The 18510-nt window shown below is 39.9% G+C and carries 16 protein-coding genes; 4 read left to right on the top strand and 12 right to left on the bottom strand.

The window, feature by feature from the left end; genetic code table 11:
• Positions 1–567, bottom strand: a complete 567-nt coding sequence (locus ACQ4KW_RS06130) for a glycerol-3-phosphate responsive antiterminator (RefSeq protein WP_430885653.1) — start codon at positions 565–567, stop codon at positions 1–3.
• Between the two features lie 538 nt (positions 568–1105).
• On the opposite strand from ACQ4KW_RS06130, the gene ACQ4KW_RS06125 reads away from it, so the two are divergent.
• The 3 genes from ACQ4KW_RS06125 to ACQ4KW_RS06115 all read left to right on the top strand — a co-directional run bounded on the left by ACQ4KW_RS06125 (position 1106) and on the right by ACQ4KW_RS06115 (position 5796).
• A complete protein-coding gene (locus ACQ4KW_RS06125) occupies positions 1106–2455 on the top strand; it encodes an MATE family efflux transporter (protein ID WP_430885652.1) in 1350 nt (449 codons plus the stop codon).
• An 87-nt stretch (positions 2456–2542) separates the two neighbouring features.
• Positions 2543–4090: a hypothetical protein gene (locus tag ACQ4KW_RS06120; RefSeq protein ID WP_430885651.1), complete on the top strand. Its 1548-nt coding sequence runs from the start codon at positions 2543–2545 to the stop codon at positions 4088–4090.
• Positions 4091–4356: 266 nt separating this feature from the next.
• Positions 4357–5796 carry an NAD(P)/FAD-dependent oxidoreductase gene (locus ACQ4KW_RS06115; protein ID WP_430886545.1) on the top strand — a complete coding sequence of 480 codons (1440 nt, stop codon included), beginning with the start codon at positions 4357–4359 and terminating at the stop codon, positions 5794–5796.
• 101 nt (positions 5797–5897) lie between these two features.
• Here the strand turns inward: ACQ4KW_RS06115 and ACQ4KW_RS06110 are convergent, their stop codons facing one another.
• From ACQ4KW_RS06110 to ACQ4KW_RS06095, 4 genes are read right to left on the bottom strand one after another with little or no spacing between them, the layout of a single operon-like run.
• Positions 5898–6404, bottom strand: coding sequence for a DNA-deoxyinosine glycosylase (locus ACQ4KW_RS06110; protein ID WP_430885650.1), 507 nt, complete (start codon positions 6402–6404; stop codon positions 5898–5900).
• Positions 6401–6754, bottom strand: coding sequence for an HD domain-containing protein (locus ACQ4KW_RS06105; protein ID WP_430885649.1), 354 nt, complete (start codon positions 6752–6754; stop codon positions 6401–6403). The genes ACQ4KW_RS06110 and ACQ4KW_RS06105 overlap by 4 nt, the downstream gene beginning before the upstream one ends.
• 5 nt (positions 6755–6759) lie before the next feature.
• On the bottom strand, positions 6760–7044 hold the full coding sequence (locus tag ACQ4KW_RS06100; protein WP_430885648.1) for an HD domain-containing protein: 285 nt from the start codon (positions 7042–7044) through the stop codon (positions 6760–6762).
• Between the two features lie 12 nt (positions 7045–7056).
• Positions 7057–8010 carry a dipeptidase gene (locus tag ACQ4KW_RS06095; protein ID WP_430885647.1) on the bottom strand — a complete coding sequence of 318 codons (954 nt, stop codon included), beginning with the start codon at positions 8008–8010 and terminating at the stop codon, positions 7057–7059.
• A 158-nt stretch (positions 8011–8168) separates the two neighbouring features.
• Between ACQ4KW_RS06095 and ACQ4KW_RS06090 the strand changes: the two genes are divergently transcribed.
• Positions 8169–9689: a phosphomannomutase/phosphoglucomutase gene (locus tag ACQ4KW_RS06090; protein ID WP_430885646.1), complete on the top strand. Its 1521-nt coding sequence runs from the start codon at positions 8169–8171 to the stop codon at positions 9687–9689.
• 103 nt (positions 9690–9792) lie between these two features.
• On the opposite strand, the gene ACQ4KW_RS06085 is transcribed toward ACQ4KW_RS06090, so the two are convergent.
• The 7 genes from ACQ4KW_RS06085 to ACQ4KW_RS06055 form a co-directional block, all read right to left on the bottom strand.
• The gene (locus ACQ4KW_RS06085; protein WP_430885645.1) at positions 9793–10326 is read right to left on the bottom strand and encodes a phosphatase PAP2 family protein; all 534 of its coding nucleotides are present in this window, start codon (positions 10324–10326) and stop codon (positions 9793–9795) included.
• A 127-nt stretch (positions 10327–10453) separates the two neighbouring features.
• Complete coding sequence (locus tag ACQ4KW_RS06080) at positions 10454–12541, bottom strand: ATP-binding protein (RefSeq protein ID WP_430885644.1); 2088 nt, start codon at positions 12539–12541, stop codon at positions 10454–10456.
• Between the two features lie 232 nt (positions 12542–12773).
• Complete coding sequence (locus tag ACQ4KW_RS06075) at positions 12774–13433, bottom strand: B3/B4 domain-containing protein (protein WP_430885643.1); 660 nt, start codon at positions 13431–13433, stop codon at positions 12774–12776.
• A gap of 10 nt (positions 13434–13443) precedes the next feature.
• On the bottom strand, positions 13444–14322 hold the full coding sequence (locus ACQ4KW_RS06070) for a cation diffusion facilitator family transporter (protein ID WP_430885642.1): 879 nt from the start codon (positions 14320–14322) through the stop codon (positions 13444–13446).
• A gap of 20 nt (positions 14323–14342) precedes the next feature.
• Complete coding sequence (locus ACQ4KW_RS06065; RefSeq protein ID WP_430885641.1) at positions 14343–14579, bottom strand: hypothetical protein; 237 nt, start codon at positions 14577–14579, stop codon at positions 14343–14345.
• Between the two features lie 84 nt (positions 14580–14663).
• Positions 14664–17138, bottom strand: coding sequence for an ATP-binding protein (locus tag ACQ4KW_RS06060; RefSeq protein ID WP_430885640.1), 2475 nt, complete (start codon positions 17136–17138; stop codon positions 14664–14666).
• Positions 17128–18369, bottom strand: coding sequence for a metallophosphoesterase family protein (locus ACQ4KW_RS06055; RefSeq protein WP_430885639.1), 1242 nt, complete (start codon positions 18367–18369; stop codon positions 17128–17130). The genes ACQ4KW_RS06060 and ACQ4KW_RS06055 overlap by 11 nt, the downstream gene beginning before the upstream one ends.
• Positions 18370–18510 lie beyond the last annotated feature (141 nt).

Raw genomic sequence — 18510 nt, 5'->3', positions numbered from 1 at the left:
TTAGAGTTCCCAAATATCCTGTGCACTTGTTGATATTCCCATGGCACCAGCCTTAAGACTTTGGATCACATCATCTTTATCCTTGATCAGTCCCCCGGCGATGATCGGTTTATCCGTCTTCACCACGATCTGATTTGTGACCTTTGGCATAACACCTGGCAGAATTTCAACGGCATCCGGATTATGGGTTTTGATGGAATGAATACCGGTGTCAAGACTCAGAGAGTCGAGTAAAAACAAACGTTGAATTGTTAGAACTTTCATCTTCTTAGCAGCTTTGATCAAATGACCTTTTGTCGTAATAATACCATCCGGTTGAACGCTTTCGCAGATAAAGCGAAGACCTACAGGATCTGCTGCAATGCCTTCAATTAAATCAACATGGACAAAGACAGCCTTGCGTCTTTTATGAATCCGATCCACCATTTCTTTTAAATTGAAAACATCTCCTGTCAGTAAAAAAATAATTTCCACATTGGATTTTAATGCTTCATCCAACTTGTCAGCTGACTTTATCGCTGCAACGATTGGGTTCTCACTTAAACGTTTTGTTAATAGATTTCCCACTGAATCTCCTCCTGCTTATTTATTATGCAACTTACGTGCCAATTTTGTGTTTTGGCATTTGTCCCGGCTTCAACACATTGAGAAAGGTTTTCCTGATACTTTTTACCAACGAATTTTCTGACATTTTAGGGTTGTTTGGTAAAAAGTATCAACTTTCATTATATGAGCCCTTTTAAAAATCCTGTTCGTCGAGGTCCTTCATTATTTCCAGACCACCTATGCAAGAATTATTAATCGATACCTTTCAAGTTGATCATATAGAATTAAACCATACACTTTTGCTAGCAAAAGCATTTAAATTCATTTTAGCACAAACTCAACTAGCTTCTCTACTAAAGTCATCGCATTAGGGTCAATATACTGGGTATAAATTGGACGTCTTTATACAAATGTTCATAAAACCTGTATATAATTCAAGTTTTACATATATTCTTTAAAAAATATCTTGCTTAAGTCAGTAACACCCCCTATAATAGTACAGACGTGAAAATATTTTTAACGAAAGTACGTTCGAGTACTTAAACACAAAGGAGGGCTTATGCTAAAAAACATCATTTCTAAACGCACATTAATATTCAGTATTCTTACAATGGCTATGCCCGCAATTGTTGAAATGGCACTTAACACAATGCTTGGTGTGGCTGATACCATCATGATCAGCCGCTTCATAGGCGATTCTGGCTTGGCTGCTGCTGGTTTTGCCAACAGCATTATGTACACGCTGATATTTGTCTTCACATCATTTAACACCGGGGCCACAGCCCTTGTGTCTCGAAGTTATGGTGAAGAAAACTTTGACCGCCTAAATAGAATCGGAAGCCAAACCGTTCTTTTAAATGGTATCATCGGCCTGGTTGTTATGACACTTTCTCTTCTATTTAAAGACGAAATTTTCATGATATTTGATACAACACCTGAAGTGACACAGATGATTGATGCATACTTTTCAATAATTGCTTATGGTATGCTCGCCATGTTTTTATCCTTTTCTTTTGCTTCTGTTTTAAGAGGCGCTGGCGATACATTTTCTCCTATGGTCATTACAGGGGTGGCCAATGTCCTTAACATCATAGGCAACTATGTTCTTATTAAAGGCGTATGGATATTCCCGGAAATGGGCATTGCAGGCGCTGCGCTTTCAACCTCTCTCTCTAGAATACTAGCTGTACTGGCCTATATATTTATTTGCTTTAGACTTCATGAACGGGTTCACCTAAAGGTGTCACTTATGAAGTTCCAAGAAGACATTATCAAACCCCTTGTACGTATCAGTCTCCCTGGTGCCATGGAACAGGGACTAATGCAAACATCCTTTCTGGTTGTTGGGGTATTTATATCCAAGCTAGAAACAGCTTCAGAAGCCGCTTTTCGAATACTTATAAACATTGAATCCATATCCTTCATGCCAGCGGTTGGCATTTCTATAGCTGCTGCAACACTTGTAGGAAAATCTCTTGGTGAAAATGACAGGGACAAGGCCATCTCTGTCGGCACAGTTTCTTATGGCCTATCCATAGCTTGGGGATGCTTTGCCTGCCTGCTTTTCTTAGTATTCAGACGGCCCATATTGAGTATATTTACAACGGACCTTGCTGTTATAGAATCCTCCATGTCCACTATGATTTTAATGGCAGTCAACCAGCCACTACTTAACTTTATGATTGGAATATCTGGTGGCCTTAGAGGTGCGGGAGACACAAGAACAGTCATGGTCATTACCATGCTTAGACTTTGGGTTATTTTTGTCCCATTTTCTTACCTAACCATTATTTGGCTAGAATATGGTGTTTCAGGCCTTTGGATAGCTGAAATCATTTCGTTCCTTGTATTTAACGCCATCATATTGAAGCGATTTAACAGTCACAAATGGACTGAGATTCATGTATAAACTCCGATTAAGGACTTTTTAAGCCTTTTTACACAAAACGTACACATCTTTTGATTACAATCAATAGGACGATCGAAAGGAGATTTTATGAATAAGCATTTAAAAATTGCTTTAGCCACCTGTCTTACAGTGGCCCTATTAGCAGGGTGCGCCCCTTCATCTGAGAGCGTATCTACAACAGACGAAAACACCTCAACCAAGGAGGTGATTGCTGATACAGATTCTAAAGAAGACATATCTACAACTGATAACGAGGCTTCCAGCACACCTACTAAGGAGGAGCATGCCTTTATTCAGCTCTTCTCTGAGTTCATGAACTCCAATCCGAGCGCAATTGAAATAGCTGCTTTTATGGAGGACAATCTTGAACTTGCGACGCCTGATGAAGCCAACATAGTTCTTTCTAGACTATTATTGGCACAGAATCAGATCCGCTATGATTGGTTTGACATGATTTCCGATGACCGACTCACTGGTTTTCAAGACATGGACAACCAGTGGCGTTTAGAAAACATTGAAAACATTGAGAATGAGGTCACTAAAAAGAAATACGAAGATCTCAAAGATGCCTATTTGCGCATTGTAACTTATGAAGAAACACCTGTGGTTGAAACGGATTGGACACGCCTTCAAGGTTTTAGTGATTCCCTTTCAAAGTCTGTCAACTTAATGATCGACTTGAACAAAAAAGTACAAAACTACGAGTATGGTGCTTACCCACATGATTTTTCCGCAATGGCAGATGATATCTTAAAGCTAGAAGAAGCCATTTACGCAAGATCAAGCGATTTCATGACCAGTCAAATGAATACGGCCTATAACAATCTTATCAGCGAAATGTTCTATAGCATCGAAGGCATCAATATGGAGTACTGGCGCGACCTTGAAGGTCCTCTGGTTACTGTGCTCAAGGATGTTGCCGAAAGTCATGGTCAAACAAACTTTGGAAAGCTTAGCATCAATTTTATTGACCTAGTAGAAAACCTTGATAATGACAACAACAGCTTCGACCAAGTGGGAAATTTGATTTCGTCCCATAATGCGTTCGGACTTCAAAACTCTCTTGGCGTTGAGATGGACTCAATTTATTCAGAGAATCTATCAAGAAACATCGAGAGGATTGAGATACCACATAATCCAACAGCAGAAGAAAAGATTAACACTGCCATAAAACAGTGGTTCCATGCCACTGAAAATAAGTTTGGATGGTCTGAGAACAGCAAGGTAAGAATGAGCGAAGACAGCTTCGGATCATTTGTTGTTGGAAACTACTATGGTGTAACCCTATATGCAAGTATAACCAATCCCAACGGACAATATGAAAGCACCCAAAACAATGTTTTATTTGACATGAAAACAGGTAAGGCGGTTTCATTGGAAAGCTTCCTAGGAAAACCCCATAGTGTATTTTCACCTGTGCTTCTTAAATCACTTAAAGCCAACTACAGTGATCAGTTCAAATTCATCGAGAACATTGATACCCTTCCTGAGGATATGTCCTTCACCCTCGACGAATATGGCCTTGTGTTGTCATTTAGTAAGCATGAGCTCACTGATGCCTATGACTATGACCTCTCGTTGACTGTGCCATATGATGATTTATATGACATATTTGATGTCATGACGCTCTATTAGTCCACTGAGATTTTCTTATACATGACAAAAATGCATTTAGATACAGATCAAAAGAGGCGATGATTCAAGCATCGCCTCTTTTTTAATAGCATCCAAGCTAAACCCAGTATTTATACTCATTCTGGATGGGGATGACTAGAAATGCGTCTTGTAATAATATCAATTTTGACATAATATCTTTTTGGCATAAAAATTGCATATATAATTGGTATATATTCTTCAAGTAAATGGGTATATATGACAACCAGTTAAGGAGGCTCATTATGATATACGATATAGCGATTATTGGTGCAGGTGTCGTAGGCAGTGCTATCGCCAGACAGCTATCAAAGTACAATTTAAATATTGCACTTATAGAAAAAGAAAACGACGTTTCATGCGGTGCATCAAAGGCCAACAGTGGTATTGTGCACGGTGGATACGATGCAGAACCCGGCACACTAAAGGCGGTTCTCAATGTAAAGGGCAACCAGATGTTTGATCAACTGGATGCTGAGCTTCATTTTGGATTCAGAAAGTGTGGCTCTATGGTCTTATCCTTCAGTGAAGCTGATGATGCAAAAATTGAAATGCTTATAGAACGTGGTCATAAAAATGGTCTGCACCACCTCAAACACTTATCGCGTGAGGCTGTACTAGACATAGAGCCCAATTTAAACCCAGCGGTGAGAGGGGCTTTGCTTTGCGAAGCCTCTGGTGTAACATCGCCCTATGAGATGACTATTGCTCTGGCTGAAAACGCTGTTTCAAACGGCGTTGACCTCAAGCTCATGCACGAAGTTCTATCTATAGATAAAACAGATAATGATTTTTCAATCAAGACTTCACAAGGTCCTATTCATTCCAAATGGATTATCAATGCAGCAGGCGTTTTTTCCGACAAGGTGGCTGACATGGTTGGAGCAAAAACTTTTTCCATCACACCTCGAAAAGGCGAGTATGTCCTGCTTAACAAAATCCAAGGCAAAAAAATCAGTCGAGTTATATTTCAGGCACCAACTGATGCCGGTAAAGGCATATTGGTTACGCAAACCTATCACGGCAACTTAATGCTGGGACCAAATGCACAGGAAATCCAAGTTCGAAATGACAATGATACAGATGCCGATATTTTAAAGCATATTGTTGATACCGCACGAAAGTCCCTGCCTGATTTTGACATGAAGCATGTCTTGACATCATTTTCGGGCATAAGGGCAACCAGCCACAACAAAGACTTCATTATAGAAGCTTCACCCATTAAGCGCTTTATTAATGTAGGTGGTATTGATTCTCCAGGTTTAACATCGGCACCGGCCATTGCAGAATATGTTAGAGATATTCTAATAGAAGAGGGACTTTCCCTTGAAAGCAAGCCTGATTTTGATCCTGAGCGCAAGGCCATTATTCAGTCAAAAACCCATGGGTTTGATGGTCAGATTGATGCCCCATCACCTGATAAGAATATTATTTGCAGGTGCGAAAAAGTGACAGAGGCTGAAATTGTTGATGCCATTCATCGTGGAATAGACATCAATTCCCTAGATGCTATTAAGAGGAGAACACGTGCAGGTATGGGACCATGTCAAGGCCAGTTCTGTGGCCCGCGCGTTCGTAAAATCATTTCAAGGGAAACCGGGCTTGATGAAGCTGATATTCTCCTTCGTGGCAAAGGTTCATCAATTCTTCCTCAAAGACCAGATCGTTCAACTCTGAAAGACTTATAATCTTTCACATTCTTTTAAACAATCAAAAGAGGGATTCGTAAGCATCTATCTTACGAATCCCTCTTTATTTTCATAGTCAGTTGCCCCTTCTTTTTCAGAAGTTAATCCAAATATCTTAAAATGCTTGTCCAGACTAGGGTCTTTTTTTCAAATTTCAAGGTATAGGCCGGACTTGTGGAGGGCATCTTAATATATGTGTATCTTTTATCCCTATAAAGGGCTTTAAAATGTTTTTTAAATGACGCTTCAGCCTTGCCTCCATTGAAAATTATAGTTTTAATGGTTGGGTGTTCCTCCAAAAATGTTTTTAACTCATTGGGACTTTCATTTTTTATATTGGAATCTAGGCTCCCCTCCCGCTCGCAAGAGTCTAGGACATCCCAAATGGCTATGCCCCTGTCTTTCACTAAAGTTAATTTTGATAAATATGTCTGGTCATCTGACGGATGTTCTAGTTTTTCCTTGAACAAAGTGGCCAGTATAGGCCAAAACTGATTTCTCGGATGGCCATAGTATTGAAACTTTTCCAAAGACATTACACTGGGCATAGACCCTAAGATCAAAACTTTTGGGTCTTTTCCCACAATGGGTTCAAAAGACTTTATCATAATAATCCGTCCCACTCAGCATAAAACTGGTCAAGAAAAGCATGCATGAAAGCATCTCTTGACTCAGCCATAACTCTCCCTGATCTTGTATTCATCAACTCTTTCAATTTAAAGAGTTTTTCATAAAAGTGGTTTACCGTGGCCCCTTCATGCTTTTTATAAGCTTCAAAATCCTCAAAATCAGCGGGTTCCAAGTCGGGATTGTGCATTGGTCGTCCCTTGGCACCACCATATGCGAATGTTCTCGCCACACCAATAGCACCAATAGCATCCAGTCGGTCTGCATCTTGAACAACTTGACCTTCTAACGAAAGCACCTTATCCTTGTTTGTTCCACCCTTATATGACATATTGTCTATAATCTCATGAACTTTTTTTGTTCATCCACTGTATAATCTAGGGCACTTAGCCACTGCTTTATTTTGGCTCTTCCCTTTTCTTGTTTATCCTTGTCCAGTTTCCAGTCCGCCACATCATGAAGCAGGGCAGCCGCTTGAATAATTCTGACCTCTCCTCCCTCTTTTTCACCAATTGCCAGGGCTGTTTTATACACCCGTAAAGCGTGCCAATAATCATGCCCTGTGGCTTCACTTTCAAAATACACTTTGAGCTGGTCTAAAAGCCAATCTATTTTATTCATAATACACCGATCCTATCCCATCACATCTTTAAAAACCCTTTCAGCATTCTTATAGAAGACATGGTCCACATCGCAAGCACTAAGCCCAGATGCCCTTAATGCCTGATAAAGTTTGTCCATTTCTCCTATATGCTGAATCTCAAGTTTCCCATTCATACCATCAAAATCTGTGCCTATAGCGGCGCAGTCCCGTCCACCTTTATTGATCACATGGTGAATGTGCTTAACCAAATCAGCCACATATAAATTGCTGTTCTTGTCTGCAACCAGATAGGGACAAAAATTCAGCCCCATGATCCCACCAGCATTTCCAAGAGCCTTGATCATAGCGTCATCCAAATTCCTCAAATGTCCCATAACTTCCCTAGCATTGGAATGGGATGCCACAAAAGGACTTTGCGTTTGATCAACTATATCCCAAAATCCTTGATCTGATAAATGGGACACATCGACCACCATGCCCAGCTCATTCATTCTTGAAACGAGGTCTCGCCCAAACTTTGTAAGCCCCAGATGTCGTGTTTCTGGCAGGTTGGGATGTCCCAGACTATTGGAATAATTCCATGTAAGGGAAAGCATTCTTATGCCCATTTTGTAGAGCGTATCGAGCTTTTTCATATCTGTCCCAACAATTCCACCGTCTTCAACCGTAATAAGGGCTGCCACTTTATTGTTTTTATGAATTCGCTCAGCATCTTCCATACTGCGTGCCACTTCAAGAAGGCCACCTGTGCCCTCAATTTCTGTTTTAGCAAGGGCATACAATTCTAAAATGTACTCCCACGGACCCACGCCTTTTTTATGACATTCCTCAACATCCGAATAAAGGGCAAAACATTGCAGATACGAGTGGGCCTTCTTAAGTTTTTCCACATCCACATGCAATAGATTTTTTAATATATTTTGTCTTGTCGAGCATTCCTTCATTCTATAGAATGTGTCACAGTGCATATCTATTAATTTCAAAGAATCACCCCAGAATCATATTTTCCTCATACCTTATTATATGATATCAGAGACTGTCCCTATATTTTCATTTTTTATTTTTCTTTTACCATAAATTCGGTATAATGTTTGAGTACGTATTTTTTTCTCGTTCTAAAAGGGATTGTAAGGAGGCAATTATGCTTGAAAAGTGGATGAAGCTGCAAAACGGCTCAGATATACGAGGTGTCGCTGTTGAAGGTGTAGAGGGAGAACCTGTATCACTCACAAAAAACGAAGTGGAACTTATTGCTGGTTCTTTTGTGAAATGGATTTCAGAAAAGACAAACAAACCTGCTAAGTCAATAAAAATTGCAGTGGGTAGAGATTCAAGAATTAGCGGCGAAGACCTTATGAGTGGCGTATTAAAAGGGCTCACTGGACACGGAGCAAGTGCACTTTCTTGTGGTATTGCATCAACACCATCCATGTTCATGTCAACAATATTTGAAGAGACAAAGTGCGATGGGGCTATCATGATCACAGCCAGCCACCTGCCTTTTAATAGAAATGGCATGAAGTTTTTTACTAAGGATGGAGGTCTTGATAAACCTGACATTAAAGCCATTCTAACATCCGCATCTACGTATCAAGTGCCAGAAAATGTGGAAGTTGGTTCTATTTCAAACTTTGATTTGATCAGCCGATATGGTGCCCATCTTGTGGACTACATAAGAAAACATGTTAATCACCCCACCGCTTACAACACACCCCTTGATGGTTTGAATATAATAGTGGATGCAGGCAATGGTGCCGGCGGATTCTTTGCTGATAAGGTCCTCAAGCCACTTGGCGCAGATATAGGCGGAAGCCAGTATCTTGAACCGGATGGTATGTTCCCAAATCATGTGCCCAACCCCGAAGACCCTGAGGCTATGAAGTCCATTCAAGAAGCAACAATAAAAACGAATGCAGATCTGGGGATCATTTTCGATACGGATGTTGATAGAGCAGCCATTGTAGACAAAGGCGGCAAGATCATTAACAGAAATAGACTCATCGCTCTCATGAGTGCCATTGTCCTTTCAGACACACCAGGCACAACGATCGTCACTGACTCAGTCACTTCAGATGGCCTAGGAGAATTTATACCTTCTATTGGGGGCAAGCACCATCGTTTTAAAAGAGGGTATAAGAATGTTATCAATGAATCTGTGCGTTTGAACCAGGAGGGTATCCATAGTGCACTGGCTATTGAAACCTCTGGTCATGGTGCATTAAAAGAAAACTATTTTCTTGATGATGGTGCATTTATCGTTACAAAGATCCTAGTCAAGCTCTCACAGCTTCGTCAAGAAAACAAAAGTCTTTCAGAAATCATTGCCGACCTGCGTGAACCAAAAGAAGCCGCTGAGTTTCGCGTTAAAATAAAACTGGATGATTTTAAGGCCTATGGTCAAGATGTCATAGACAGTCTCAATGATTTTGCTAAGGCCAATCCAGACTTTAATATCGTTCCAAACAGTTATGAAGGCATGCGCCTATCATGCACTTCTGAAAATGCCCTAGGCTGGTTCCTTGTTAGACTGTCTCTTCATGATCCAGTTCTTCCAATCAACGTTGAGTCCGACGTGGATGGTGGTGTTGAAATTATTGCTAATAAACTAAAAGCCCATCTAGACCAATTTACGGCTCTTGACCTAAGTGCATTTGACAAATAGACCCTACTAGACGACATTTATTTTGATCCAAATATGAAAGCCCTAACAGGATGGCGTTAATCGCTATCTGTTAGGGCTTTTTAGCTATATTTAAATTCATTCACTAAAGCCAACCAGACCCTAGTAATAGGGCTTTCATAAGGATGGGTATCATGGCGCCAATAATAACATCGGTTGGATAATGATACCCTAAATAAACTCTTGAAACACCAACCAGACCTGCTATTGACAACCATATAAGCTTATAGGCCGGAAAGAAAAACATCAGTGTCAGCGCATAGGAAAAAGCAGCGCAAGTATGTCCTGATGGAAAAGAGTAAACGTCTTTGGGTGGCACAAATTCAAAAAGGGCTTCATGAATGGAAACAAAGGGTCTGGCCCTATTCACTATAATCTTTATAAGATGGGTAACCCCTTCACTCGCGCATAATAACAAGAGCAGGTGTCTTCCTATGGGATGCCCGGTACTAGAACTATAAATATAAACACCAAGCACGAATGCAATCACAGCCGGCGTATCAAAGAGTCTTGTTAAGCCGAGTAAAAGTCTGTCCAGTATTTTGTTTTGAATTTCTCTATTGAAAAGCAGATACAAGCGAATGTCACTGCGCAGTACATAGCCCTTTAGCGTGCTCATATATTTCTCACCACCTCTAACCATATTCTACATTATACTTATAGTAAAAAGTATTAGAATTCGGTTAAATTTGGCTTATAAACTGCAAATATAAACTGCTGTACGTCTTTTTTCATCCCATGGTTTCTTATTCAATATTCAACTTAATAAAGAAGATTGTTCCTCTCCCCACCTCCGAATCACATCGGATAGACCCATTAAATAGTTTGGTCACAACATTATAGACAATATTTAGACCAAGACCCTTGGTCTCACCGCTAAATTTTGTTGTAAAAAACGGTGTGTAAATACTGTCTAGATAGTCTTTTTCAATACCACGACCATCATCTTCATACTTAATAAATAAGTCATCCCCAACATTTTCATAGCTTATACGAATGCTTCCACCTTTACTGCTTGTGAATCCATGCTGTAAAGAATTTGAAATTAGATTGGTAAATATCTGAGAGAACTTTCCTGCATCTGTGTGAATCTCCAAATTCTTATCCCCTTCAATATCAACCTGAATAGAGCCTGTTTCCTGAGCAATGCCCATACTTTTAACAATTAAACTCAAGTACTCGTGTACATTGAAATGTATGACACTTTCTATGGATTCACTAGCTGCCAGTTGCTTAAATCGATTGACAAGGTCACTTGTCATCCGAAGGTTCTTATAGATATTGTCAGAAGCCTCAAGAGTGGAGTTTACAAAATCACTTAAGTCTTTTTTCTTAATTTGACCGGTCTCCAGTTTTTGAGAAATACTTTTTGATTCTCTCTGCATGTAAGTGATCAACGTCACACTATTTCCTACCGGTGTATTGATTTCATGAGCTATGCCCCCTACCAAGTATCCAAGAGATGCTATTTTTTCTGATTCTATAAGTTGCTTTTGTGTCATTCGAGTGACTTCTAAAGCATCTTCAAGGGCCTCGTTTGTTAGTATAAGCTCCGCTTGATTTTCTTCGAGTTTGGCCATGGATTCCTCCAGATACTCATTGGTCTTAATGAGTTCTTGAGTTCTTTCTTCCACTCTCTTTTCAAGTTTTAATTTCTGATCATTAATTTCATTAAAAGACTTCTGCTGAGTGACTCTCATCTTCTCAACCGAGTTGGCTAGGATTCCAATTTCATCCCGTCTTTTCCTGTAAACTTCTTTAATGCTATTGTCATAGTCACCTAGACCAATTTTGTTAATATCCAGGACAATCTGTTCTATGGGTTTAACCAATTTTCTGCCTATAACCAAGCCGACCAGAGCAGCAATGAATCCTCCAAGAAGGGCCACAACCCAAATCATTTTTCTCATATTCTCAACAGATCGAAAAACCTCTTCTTTAGAAGGGGCTACAGCTATAATCCAGTCGTTTAATAGCCTGGTTGAAGCAACAATTTTTTGCGTGCCATCCACCCAAGTGTATTCAATAACAGGTTCTCCTGCTTCCATTTTCTCTGCCAACCATATATATTCACCCTTGTTTATATCTTTTAAAGAAACCCCTTCTTCCAGTGTTGGATGAATGAGCGCTTCCATTTCATCGTTGAAAAGAACAGCATAGCCCGTTTCATAAAGGCTTATATTTCTTATTCTGTTCCTGAGCTCATCGAAATAGAAATCAGCTCCAGCAACACCAATAAACTTATTGTCCACATAGATTGGTGCTGTATGAGAAATATAAATCAAGTGACTGTCAAAAGAGGCATTGCCCCTGTATGGATCTGTCCAGTACGGACGCTTTAGTTCTTTAGCCTTAAAATACCAGTCCTTTTCAGGTGATGGATTCTCATAAAAAGACATATCAAACTCTTCTTGACGAAAAACACGACCCGTTCCATGCAAGTCAGCATACCAAACATCATTCGTTTTCCCGTCTAAAGCTGGATCAAAGAAGACATACACAGACCTTGACACTTTAGCATTTGAAGCCATACGTTCAATAATAGGTGCAATCTGGTCCTTATACTTGTCCATGTAATTTGGGTCTGTCCTTAGCGCCGCAAGATCAAAGGTTGTTTCAACCAAGTTGTTGACTTGCTCTCTTATATTTTCAACTTCTCTTACCTCGTAGTCAAACTCACTTCCAATACGATGGGCCATTTCAATCAGCTTTTGACGTGATTCTTTCTCGACAATATCAAAAGCACGGTCAATGATTACGTATCCCATAGCAAAGGACACAAGAATGGTCAGTAAAGTTATAGCCAGTACAATTCTATTACTTAGCTTTGACACGTAATCACCTCCTTGTGGTGTTTATACCCAAAAGTCGTAGACAATGTAACATTTTAACGCTTCTAAGATCAGTGATTCCATAGTGATGTTTTTTAAACGTCACCACCATATAGCTCACAGCATTTCACGTCGCTAATCATGAAATCTCATGAATAATGCCTCTCGCCTCAGACTTGAAAAACACACATAAAAAAGAGACCCCTTGAGGTCTCTTAAAATGCTCAAAATATTGTTATTCCACGATCCATCGTTTCGTAACCTGCCCCTCAACATAAGTTTCTAAAAGACAAGCAGCCTTATCCATCCAGTCATTTAGAGATGCATCGCCGTCAAAGGCAATAATATTCATTAATATCCTTTTGGTCTGTGTCGTTACCATCGTTCTTTCTGAGTCGGAAGTGGCACTCCCAAAACTACCCAATTCATCTTTAAAGACAGGCAGGCCATCAATGTTTAATACACCTCGCCCAATACCTCTATACTCTTCATCAGCGGTCCCAACATCATATACAATAGGTCCTTGAATCTTATCAAGATCATAAGTGCCAATAGAATGACCACATTCAAGGGAAAGCAAGTTGTTTATATCAACAACATCATTGACCTTATACAGACCTTGTGACTTTACGATTCTTCGCATGAGTGAATCGGAGGACAATCTATATCGAGTGGGATCTTTTCCAAGGGCTCTGTAAACTTTACGTGCGGCACTCACAGGAGACAGTTTGGCAATATCTGAAGTTTCAAGATCAAAATTCTCAGTCATTGCATCTATCTCTTCCCAAAGTGTTTCATTATGATCTGTCACTTTTACATGGGCTTCCAACAGACCTAATTTTAAATTTGGAGCCACTTCTTTGATTTTTTCTGATAATGATACTTGAACATCCATTCCTTATTCCCTACCTCTCACCATAAGGATTCACATGAACCATGCAGTGCTTCACCTTAGGTATTTGTCCTTCTATTCTGTCGTGTACATCTTCAGCAATATTATGGGCTTCACGCAAGGTTAAGTGGGCATCTACCGATATTTCAACATCCACATACAGGCGGTTGACATGAATTCTTGTTTTCAAATCATCGATCCCAATAACACCTTTTGTATCAACAATTGTATCCCGGATATCTTCTAAAGTTGCAGGGTCTGCCGCTGTATCAATCAACTCCTTAATGGATTGAATGTAGATATCAACAGAAACCTTAATAATCAAAACACCAATGGCTATAGCAGCGATGGGTTCCATAAATGGCCAGCCATTCATAGCGCCCCAAATGCCTATGAAAGACCCCACAGATGAAATGGCATCCGTTCTATGGTGCCAAGCATCTGCTTTTAAGACCGTACTCTCAATTTTCTTTGCGCCACGCATTGTGTAATGGTACATAGCTTCCTTAGCCACAATGGATAAAAGAGCCGCGTATAATGCCGTTCCCTTAGGTATGTGAACATTGCCCGCCTGAATGTTTTTTATGGCGTTAAAGGCTATCAACAGGCCTGTAGCAAACAGGAATGTGGCCATGAGCTTTCCCATAACCGGTTCATACTTTTCGTGCCCATAAGGGTGGTCTTCGTCACTTTTTTGACCAGATACATAAACCCCAATCATAGCCATGATTGTTGTGATGACGTCAGACACTGAATGGAAACCATCTGCAACCAGGGCTGCAGAGCCTGAAATAGCGCCAATTATGATCTTTACACCAGAAAGCAAGACATTTAAAACAATGGACACTTTGGAAATTTTATATGCGACTGACAGCCGCTCTTCTGATCTCATATTACACCTCTTACACTTGTCTACAATCCATAAACATGTCCATACAAAACATAAAGACTAATAAGAAGGGAAAGGATGCCACACAGGGCGCCCAGTATCAGAAAGCGATCCAACCGCTTTCTGTTCCTATACTCTTCAAGTTCTATTTCCCATGCATACTTCTGTTCTTCTTCTTTTCCAACTTCTTTATCAGAAAGCTTTAATATATCTTTACGACTCTTTTCAAAAGCGCGCTGCTCAGTTGATTTTCTTACCACTTTTTTCACAACCTTCAACAAATTTTATTTTGACCCATTCTATAAAATCACCAGACACACTCATTTAATTTATTATATACACCTTTAACTTAGAGTGACTTGGTTGGCTCCATACTCCAAAGATAGTTTTTCAGCCATCCAATCATGGCAAGTCATATAGATGATTTGACGCTCTTCACTCATAACGAGAAGGGCCTTCAAGGCACTATTTAATCTTTCGTGATCCCAGTTAACAAAAACCTCATCCAGTATAATCGGAAGCTTTTGTTCCGTCTTATCAATAGTCTGTGCAACCGCAAGTCTAAGAGCCATATAAACCTGTTCTAGTGTACCACGACTCAGATAATCATGTACAGGGATAAAACGCCCCTTTTTGGTGTCATTTACCTGTATATTCCCATTTTCACCTGTAGCTATATCATTGTATCGACCATCTGTAAACAAATCCAATAGCTTTGATGCCTCTGTCAATAAATCGGGTTGAAATTTCTTTCGAAATGTTTTATCCGCAAAGGCAATGAGGGTATGTGTCATTTTCAACTGATTGTACTGGTCAATTGTCGCTCTTCGCTGTTCTTGTAGCTTCTCTATTTCTGCCTCAACAGCATCCAGTCTCTGATCTTCAAATATACGTTCTTCATCCTTGTGAAGGGCCATCAGCTCAATACGAAGGTCTTCGCGCTTCTCTTTCATTGCACCAATCCCATTTCGCTCTGTTTCAATACGCATATCAAAATCAACAAACTTTTTGTACATGACCAGCCCTGGATTTGATATTTCAAAGGTTTCAAGTTGTTCGATCAAAGTTTTTCTTCTATGGTCTAGGGCTATAAGGGTATCTAGTTTTTCAAGGGCTTCTTCCACTGAACCCCCTAGCTTCTCAAGCTCATTACGATAAACATTGAGCTTTCTTTGATTCATCATAAGGCTGTGGCTGACCTTTCTTTTTCTGCTGTTTAAGTCACTTAACTTTGACTGATACAAATCAAATTCTTTTTCTTTGTCCCTTGATTTGTTTTGACAATGCAGAACCTCAAGGGCTTTTTCTTCAAGATCTTGTCCTTTTTCATACCCATATCTCATCATGGTTTCTTCAAGTTTTTGCTGATTCTTTTTATACTTGTCACGAAGGGCTTGTACCTGAACCGTTTGTTGATGATACCCCTCTGATACCTGCTTCATTTTTTCGCAGGCATCTATGAAAACATCTTTGCTTTTCCAAACGCCCTTGTTGAACTGAATATCTCCATATTCAAAAACTTTTTTGCCGATTGAAGATGCCATTAGAATCAGTGTAAGCAGGGAAAGGGCACCACCACCCATCCTTGCATAATTTACTTCATAGTAGTGTCCACCAAGAGCCACTGCCACCCCTATCAGAAATAAAGTCCAGAGACTTGTACTCCTAAACGATACATTGAGCCTATTTCTAACCGCTTTATGAAGACCTGTTACATTGAGAACCCTCCAGTAATTTAATAAGGCTTCATTCCAGGGGTCAGATGTCAGTTCCAGGCTTCTTTGCTCAATCTGCGTTTTAGCATGCTTTAAAGCATCTTTTTGCTGGCTATACGCCTCGTACGCTGAATGATAGGCATGATATAAGCTGCTTATTTCATGGTCATTTACGGCCATTTTTTCAAGATCTGTCAACTGGACTTTGTTCTTTTGCAAATGACCAATTTCTTTTTCAATCTCCGATTTTTCATTTCGCAGGCTTTCGTTTTCCCGAACAAGATAATGGTAGTCTTCAAGATCAATGGCCTCAATATTATTGGAAGCCAACTTCATTTCGATCTCCCTAACCTCACTTAGTTTTCTAAAGGCGTCAAGCTGAGCCTCCGATTGCTGAAGCCACAGGGTCTTCTTGTCAATATCATCAGAAAGCTTCTTGATTTCATCCTCAATGCTCTGTTTCTTCTTAACTTTTTCTTCAAAACTCTTGCGTTTAATAATATGGTCTCTCTTGTCTTCTCGGAGTCTAAAAAGTTTTTCATCTATGGATTTTACTTTAAACTTCCCCCTATTATGAGGACGCCAAAGTTCATGCATTTCATTTTCCAGATCACTGAGGACTTGTTGTGGCGTAAGCATGTTGTCTAAACCATACTGGAGGGCAATTTGTTCTTCAACTTCCGTCCATTTTCGACCGTCAAGTTTAACAAGATCAGATAAGTCCATTTCAAACAGGCCCCTATATAGATAAAATGGCACCTGTCCGATGTCTGATAAAGCTGTATTCCCCACTTCAAGTAAATGGGGACCCATAATTTTTTTGCCTTTCGCCTCTGTGTCAAAGGAACGTTCAATCCGAACCGTTTCATTTGACTGGTCATGATAATTTCCGCTTATATGTATTGTGTCACCTGTGTAATAGGGGTGCTTGTCCACTTTTTTTGCCTGAAAACCATACAGAAGTTCTGATAGGGCATGTCGTATTGTCGACTTGCCTGCTTCGTTTTTCCCATAGATTACATTCAGGCCCTTTGAAAAATTCAAGTTCACATTTTCATGGATAAACTTTCCGTATCCTTTCAGCTGAATGTCTTTAATTTTCATTGTTATCCACCATTCTTACCAACCACTCATTTCCCACTTGTGTCAATAAATCATTTAGCCACTTTACTTGGTCTGGCCCAGCTTCTGGCATTTCTGCGAATGACTCAGATTTAGCATACTCTAAGAGTTCTTCTCTCATAACACCATCTTGCATAATACTGTCTATAAAAGATGCAAAGGGAGACCCTTTCAGTATATGACGTTTATCAAAATGAGGGGTTAGTCTATCCGTGACAAGGTCAATGTAAAGAACTTGTGCGTTTTCCCTTATGTCCGCAGTCAGTTCATCAAGTGTCTGAACTCTCTTTAACTCTGAATAAAGGTTTGTTGAGCCCTCAAGGACGAGTTTAACAATTAGACTTTTCGGTCTATTCTCATTTGCTTTTTCTGCTTTATAGGCTTCAATGCCTTTTACGATTTTTTTTGAGACATCATGAAGTTGGTCGTTTTCTCCCTCAATGTCCTCATATAGGGTTACGAACTCAAGGACAGAAAAATCCTTAAAACTTAACTGAGCCTGTTCTCCGGGAGCATGAATTTCAACTAAGATGCCCCCTTTGGGACCCGTTTCATTAGGATTCAGGCCTTGTAACGATCCTGAATAAGCCGCCTTGTACTCAGGCCACATTTGCATTTTATGAATATGTCCAAGAGCCCAGTAATCGTAATTCTTGCTCATAAGCTCATTAAATGTTGTTTGCATATAAGGATCATGTTCATTTGCGGATGTGCCTCCAACTGTAAATGTGTGCATGACACCCACATGGAAAGCATCCTTACTGCCCATTTCAAATGCTTCTAAATTAGAATGCTTTTCTTCCCTTTTTTCAAATCCATTTGCATGAATGACAAGGGAATGCCCCCGATGGGTTTGAAGGTCTATTTTAACTGGCTCGGGACTGTTCACAACATGAACATTGTCCCCCATATCCACCCATGAAAAGTTCTGGGAAGGGTCATGATTACCGTGGAGCATGATCACGTGTATATTGTTATCTAGAAGTCTCTGAAATTGCGTTCTTAGAAACCGCTCTGTTTGATAAGACACTTCCGGTCTATCGCATATGTCACCAGCCAAGACCAAACAGTCTAGGGATTCTTCAATGGTAAAGTTTACAGCCTTCTCAAAAGACTTTTTAAGACCTGCTTTAAGTGCTGAGCGCACAACTTCAGGGTATCGTCCATAAACTGCATCTAAATGTATATCTGACAAATGTAAAAATCGAAGCATTTGTGCACCACCTTTCCTTAATTACATTCTAACAAATTTTTATGTTACAGGTATATTAAACCTTTGGAAAATCTGCATTTTGAGACTTTAAACATGTGCATACTTATTATATAATATATGGAAAGAATGAGGTTTTCACTG

Origin of the sequence: Tianxiuia mixotrophica (assembly GCF_050596425.1) — a bacterium.
Classification (GTDB): Bacteria; Bacillota; Clostridia; order Peptostreptococcales; family Acidaminobacteraceae.
The sequence above is the reverse complement of the archived record's forward strand: the minus strand, read 5'-3'. Positions and strand labels throughout refer to the sequence as shown.

What these genes read in the sequence shown, in the direction of transcription:
- ACQ4KW_RS06060 (WP_430885640.1), bottom strand. Translation starts at nt 17,138, where the DNA reads ATGAAAATTAAAGACATTCAGCTGAAAGGATACGGAAAGTTTATCCAT.
- ACQ4KW_RS06120 (WP_430885651.1), top strand. Translation starts at nt 2,543, where the DNA reads ATGAATAAGCATTTAAAAATTGCTTTAGCCACCTGTCTTACAGTGGCC.
- ACQ4KW_RS06110 (WP_430885650.1), bottom strand. Translation starts at nt 6,404, where the DNA reads ATGATAAAGTCTTTTGAACCCATTGTGGGAAAAGACCCAAAAGTTTTG.
- ACQ4KW_RS06105 (WP_430885649.1), bottom strand. Translation starts at nt 6,754, where the DNA reads ATGTCATATAAGGGTGGAACAAACAAGGATAAGGTGCTTTCGTTAGAA.
- ACQ4KW_RS06055 (WP_430885639.1), bottom strand. Translation starts at nt 18,369, where the DNA reads ATGCTTCGATTTTTACATTTGTCAGATATACATTTAGATGCAGTTTAT.
- ACQ4KW_RS06125 (WP_430885652.1), top strand. Translation starts at nt 1,106, where the DNA reads ATGCTAAAAAACATCATTTCTAAACGCACATTAATATTCAGTATTCTT.
- ACQ4KW_RS06090 (WP_430885646.1), top strand. Translation starts at nt 8,169, where the DNA reads ATGCTTGAAAAGTGGATGAAGCTGCAAAACGGCTCAGATATACGAGGT.
- ACQ4KW_RS06070 (WP_430885642.1), bottom strand. Translation starts at nt 14,322, where the DNA reads ATGAGATCAGAAGAGCGGCTGTCAGTCGCATATAAAATTTCCAAAGTG.
- ACQ4KW_RS06075 (WP_430885643.1), bottom strand. Translation starts at nt 13,433, where the DNA reads ATGGATGTTCAAGTATCATTATCAGAAAAAATCAAAGAAGTGGCTCCA.
- ACQ4KW_RS06100 (WP_430885648.1), bottom strand. Translation starts at nt 7,044, where the DNA reads ATGAATAAAATAGATTGGCTTTTAGACCAGCTCAAAGTGTATTTTGAA.
- ACQ4KW_RS06085 (WP_430885645.1), bottom strand. Translation starts at nt 10,326, where the DNA reads ATGAGCACGCTAAAGGGCTATGTACTGCGCAGTGACATTCGCTTGTAT.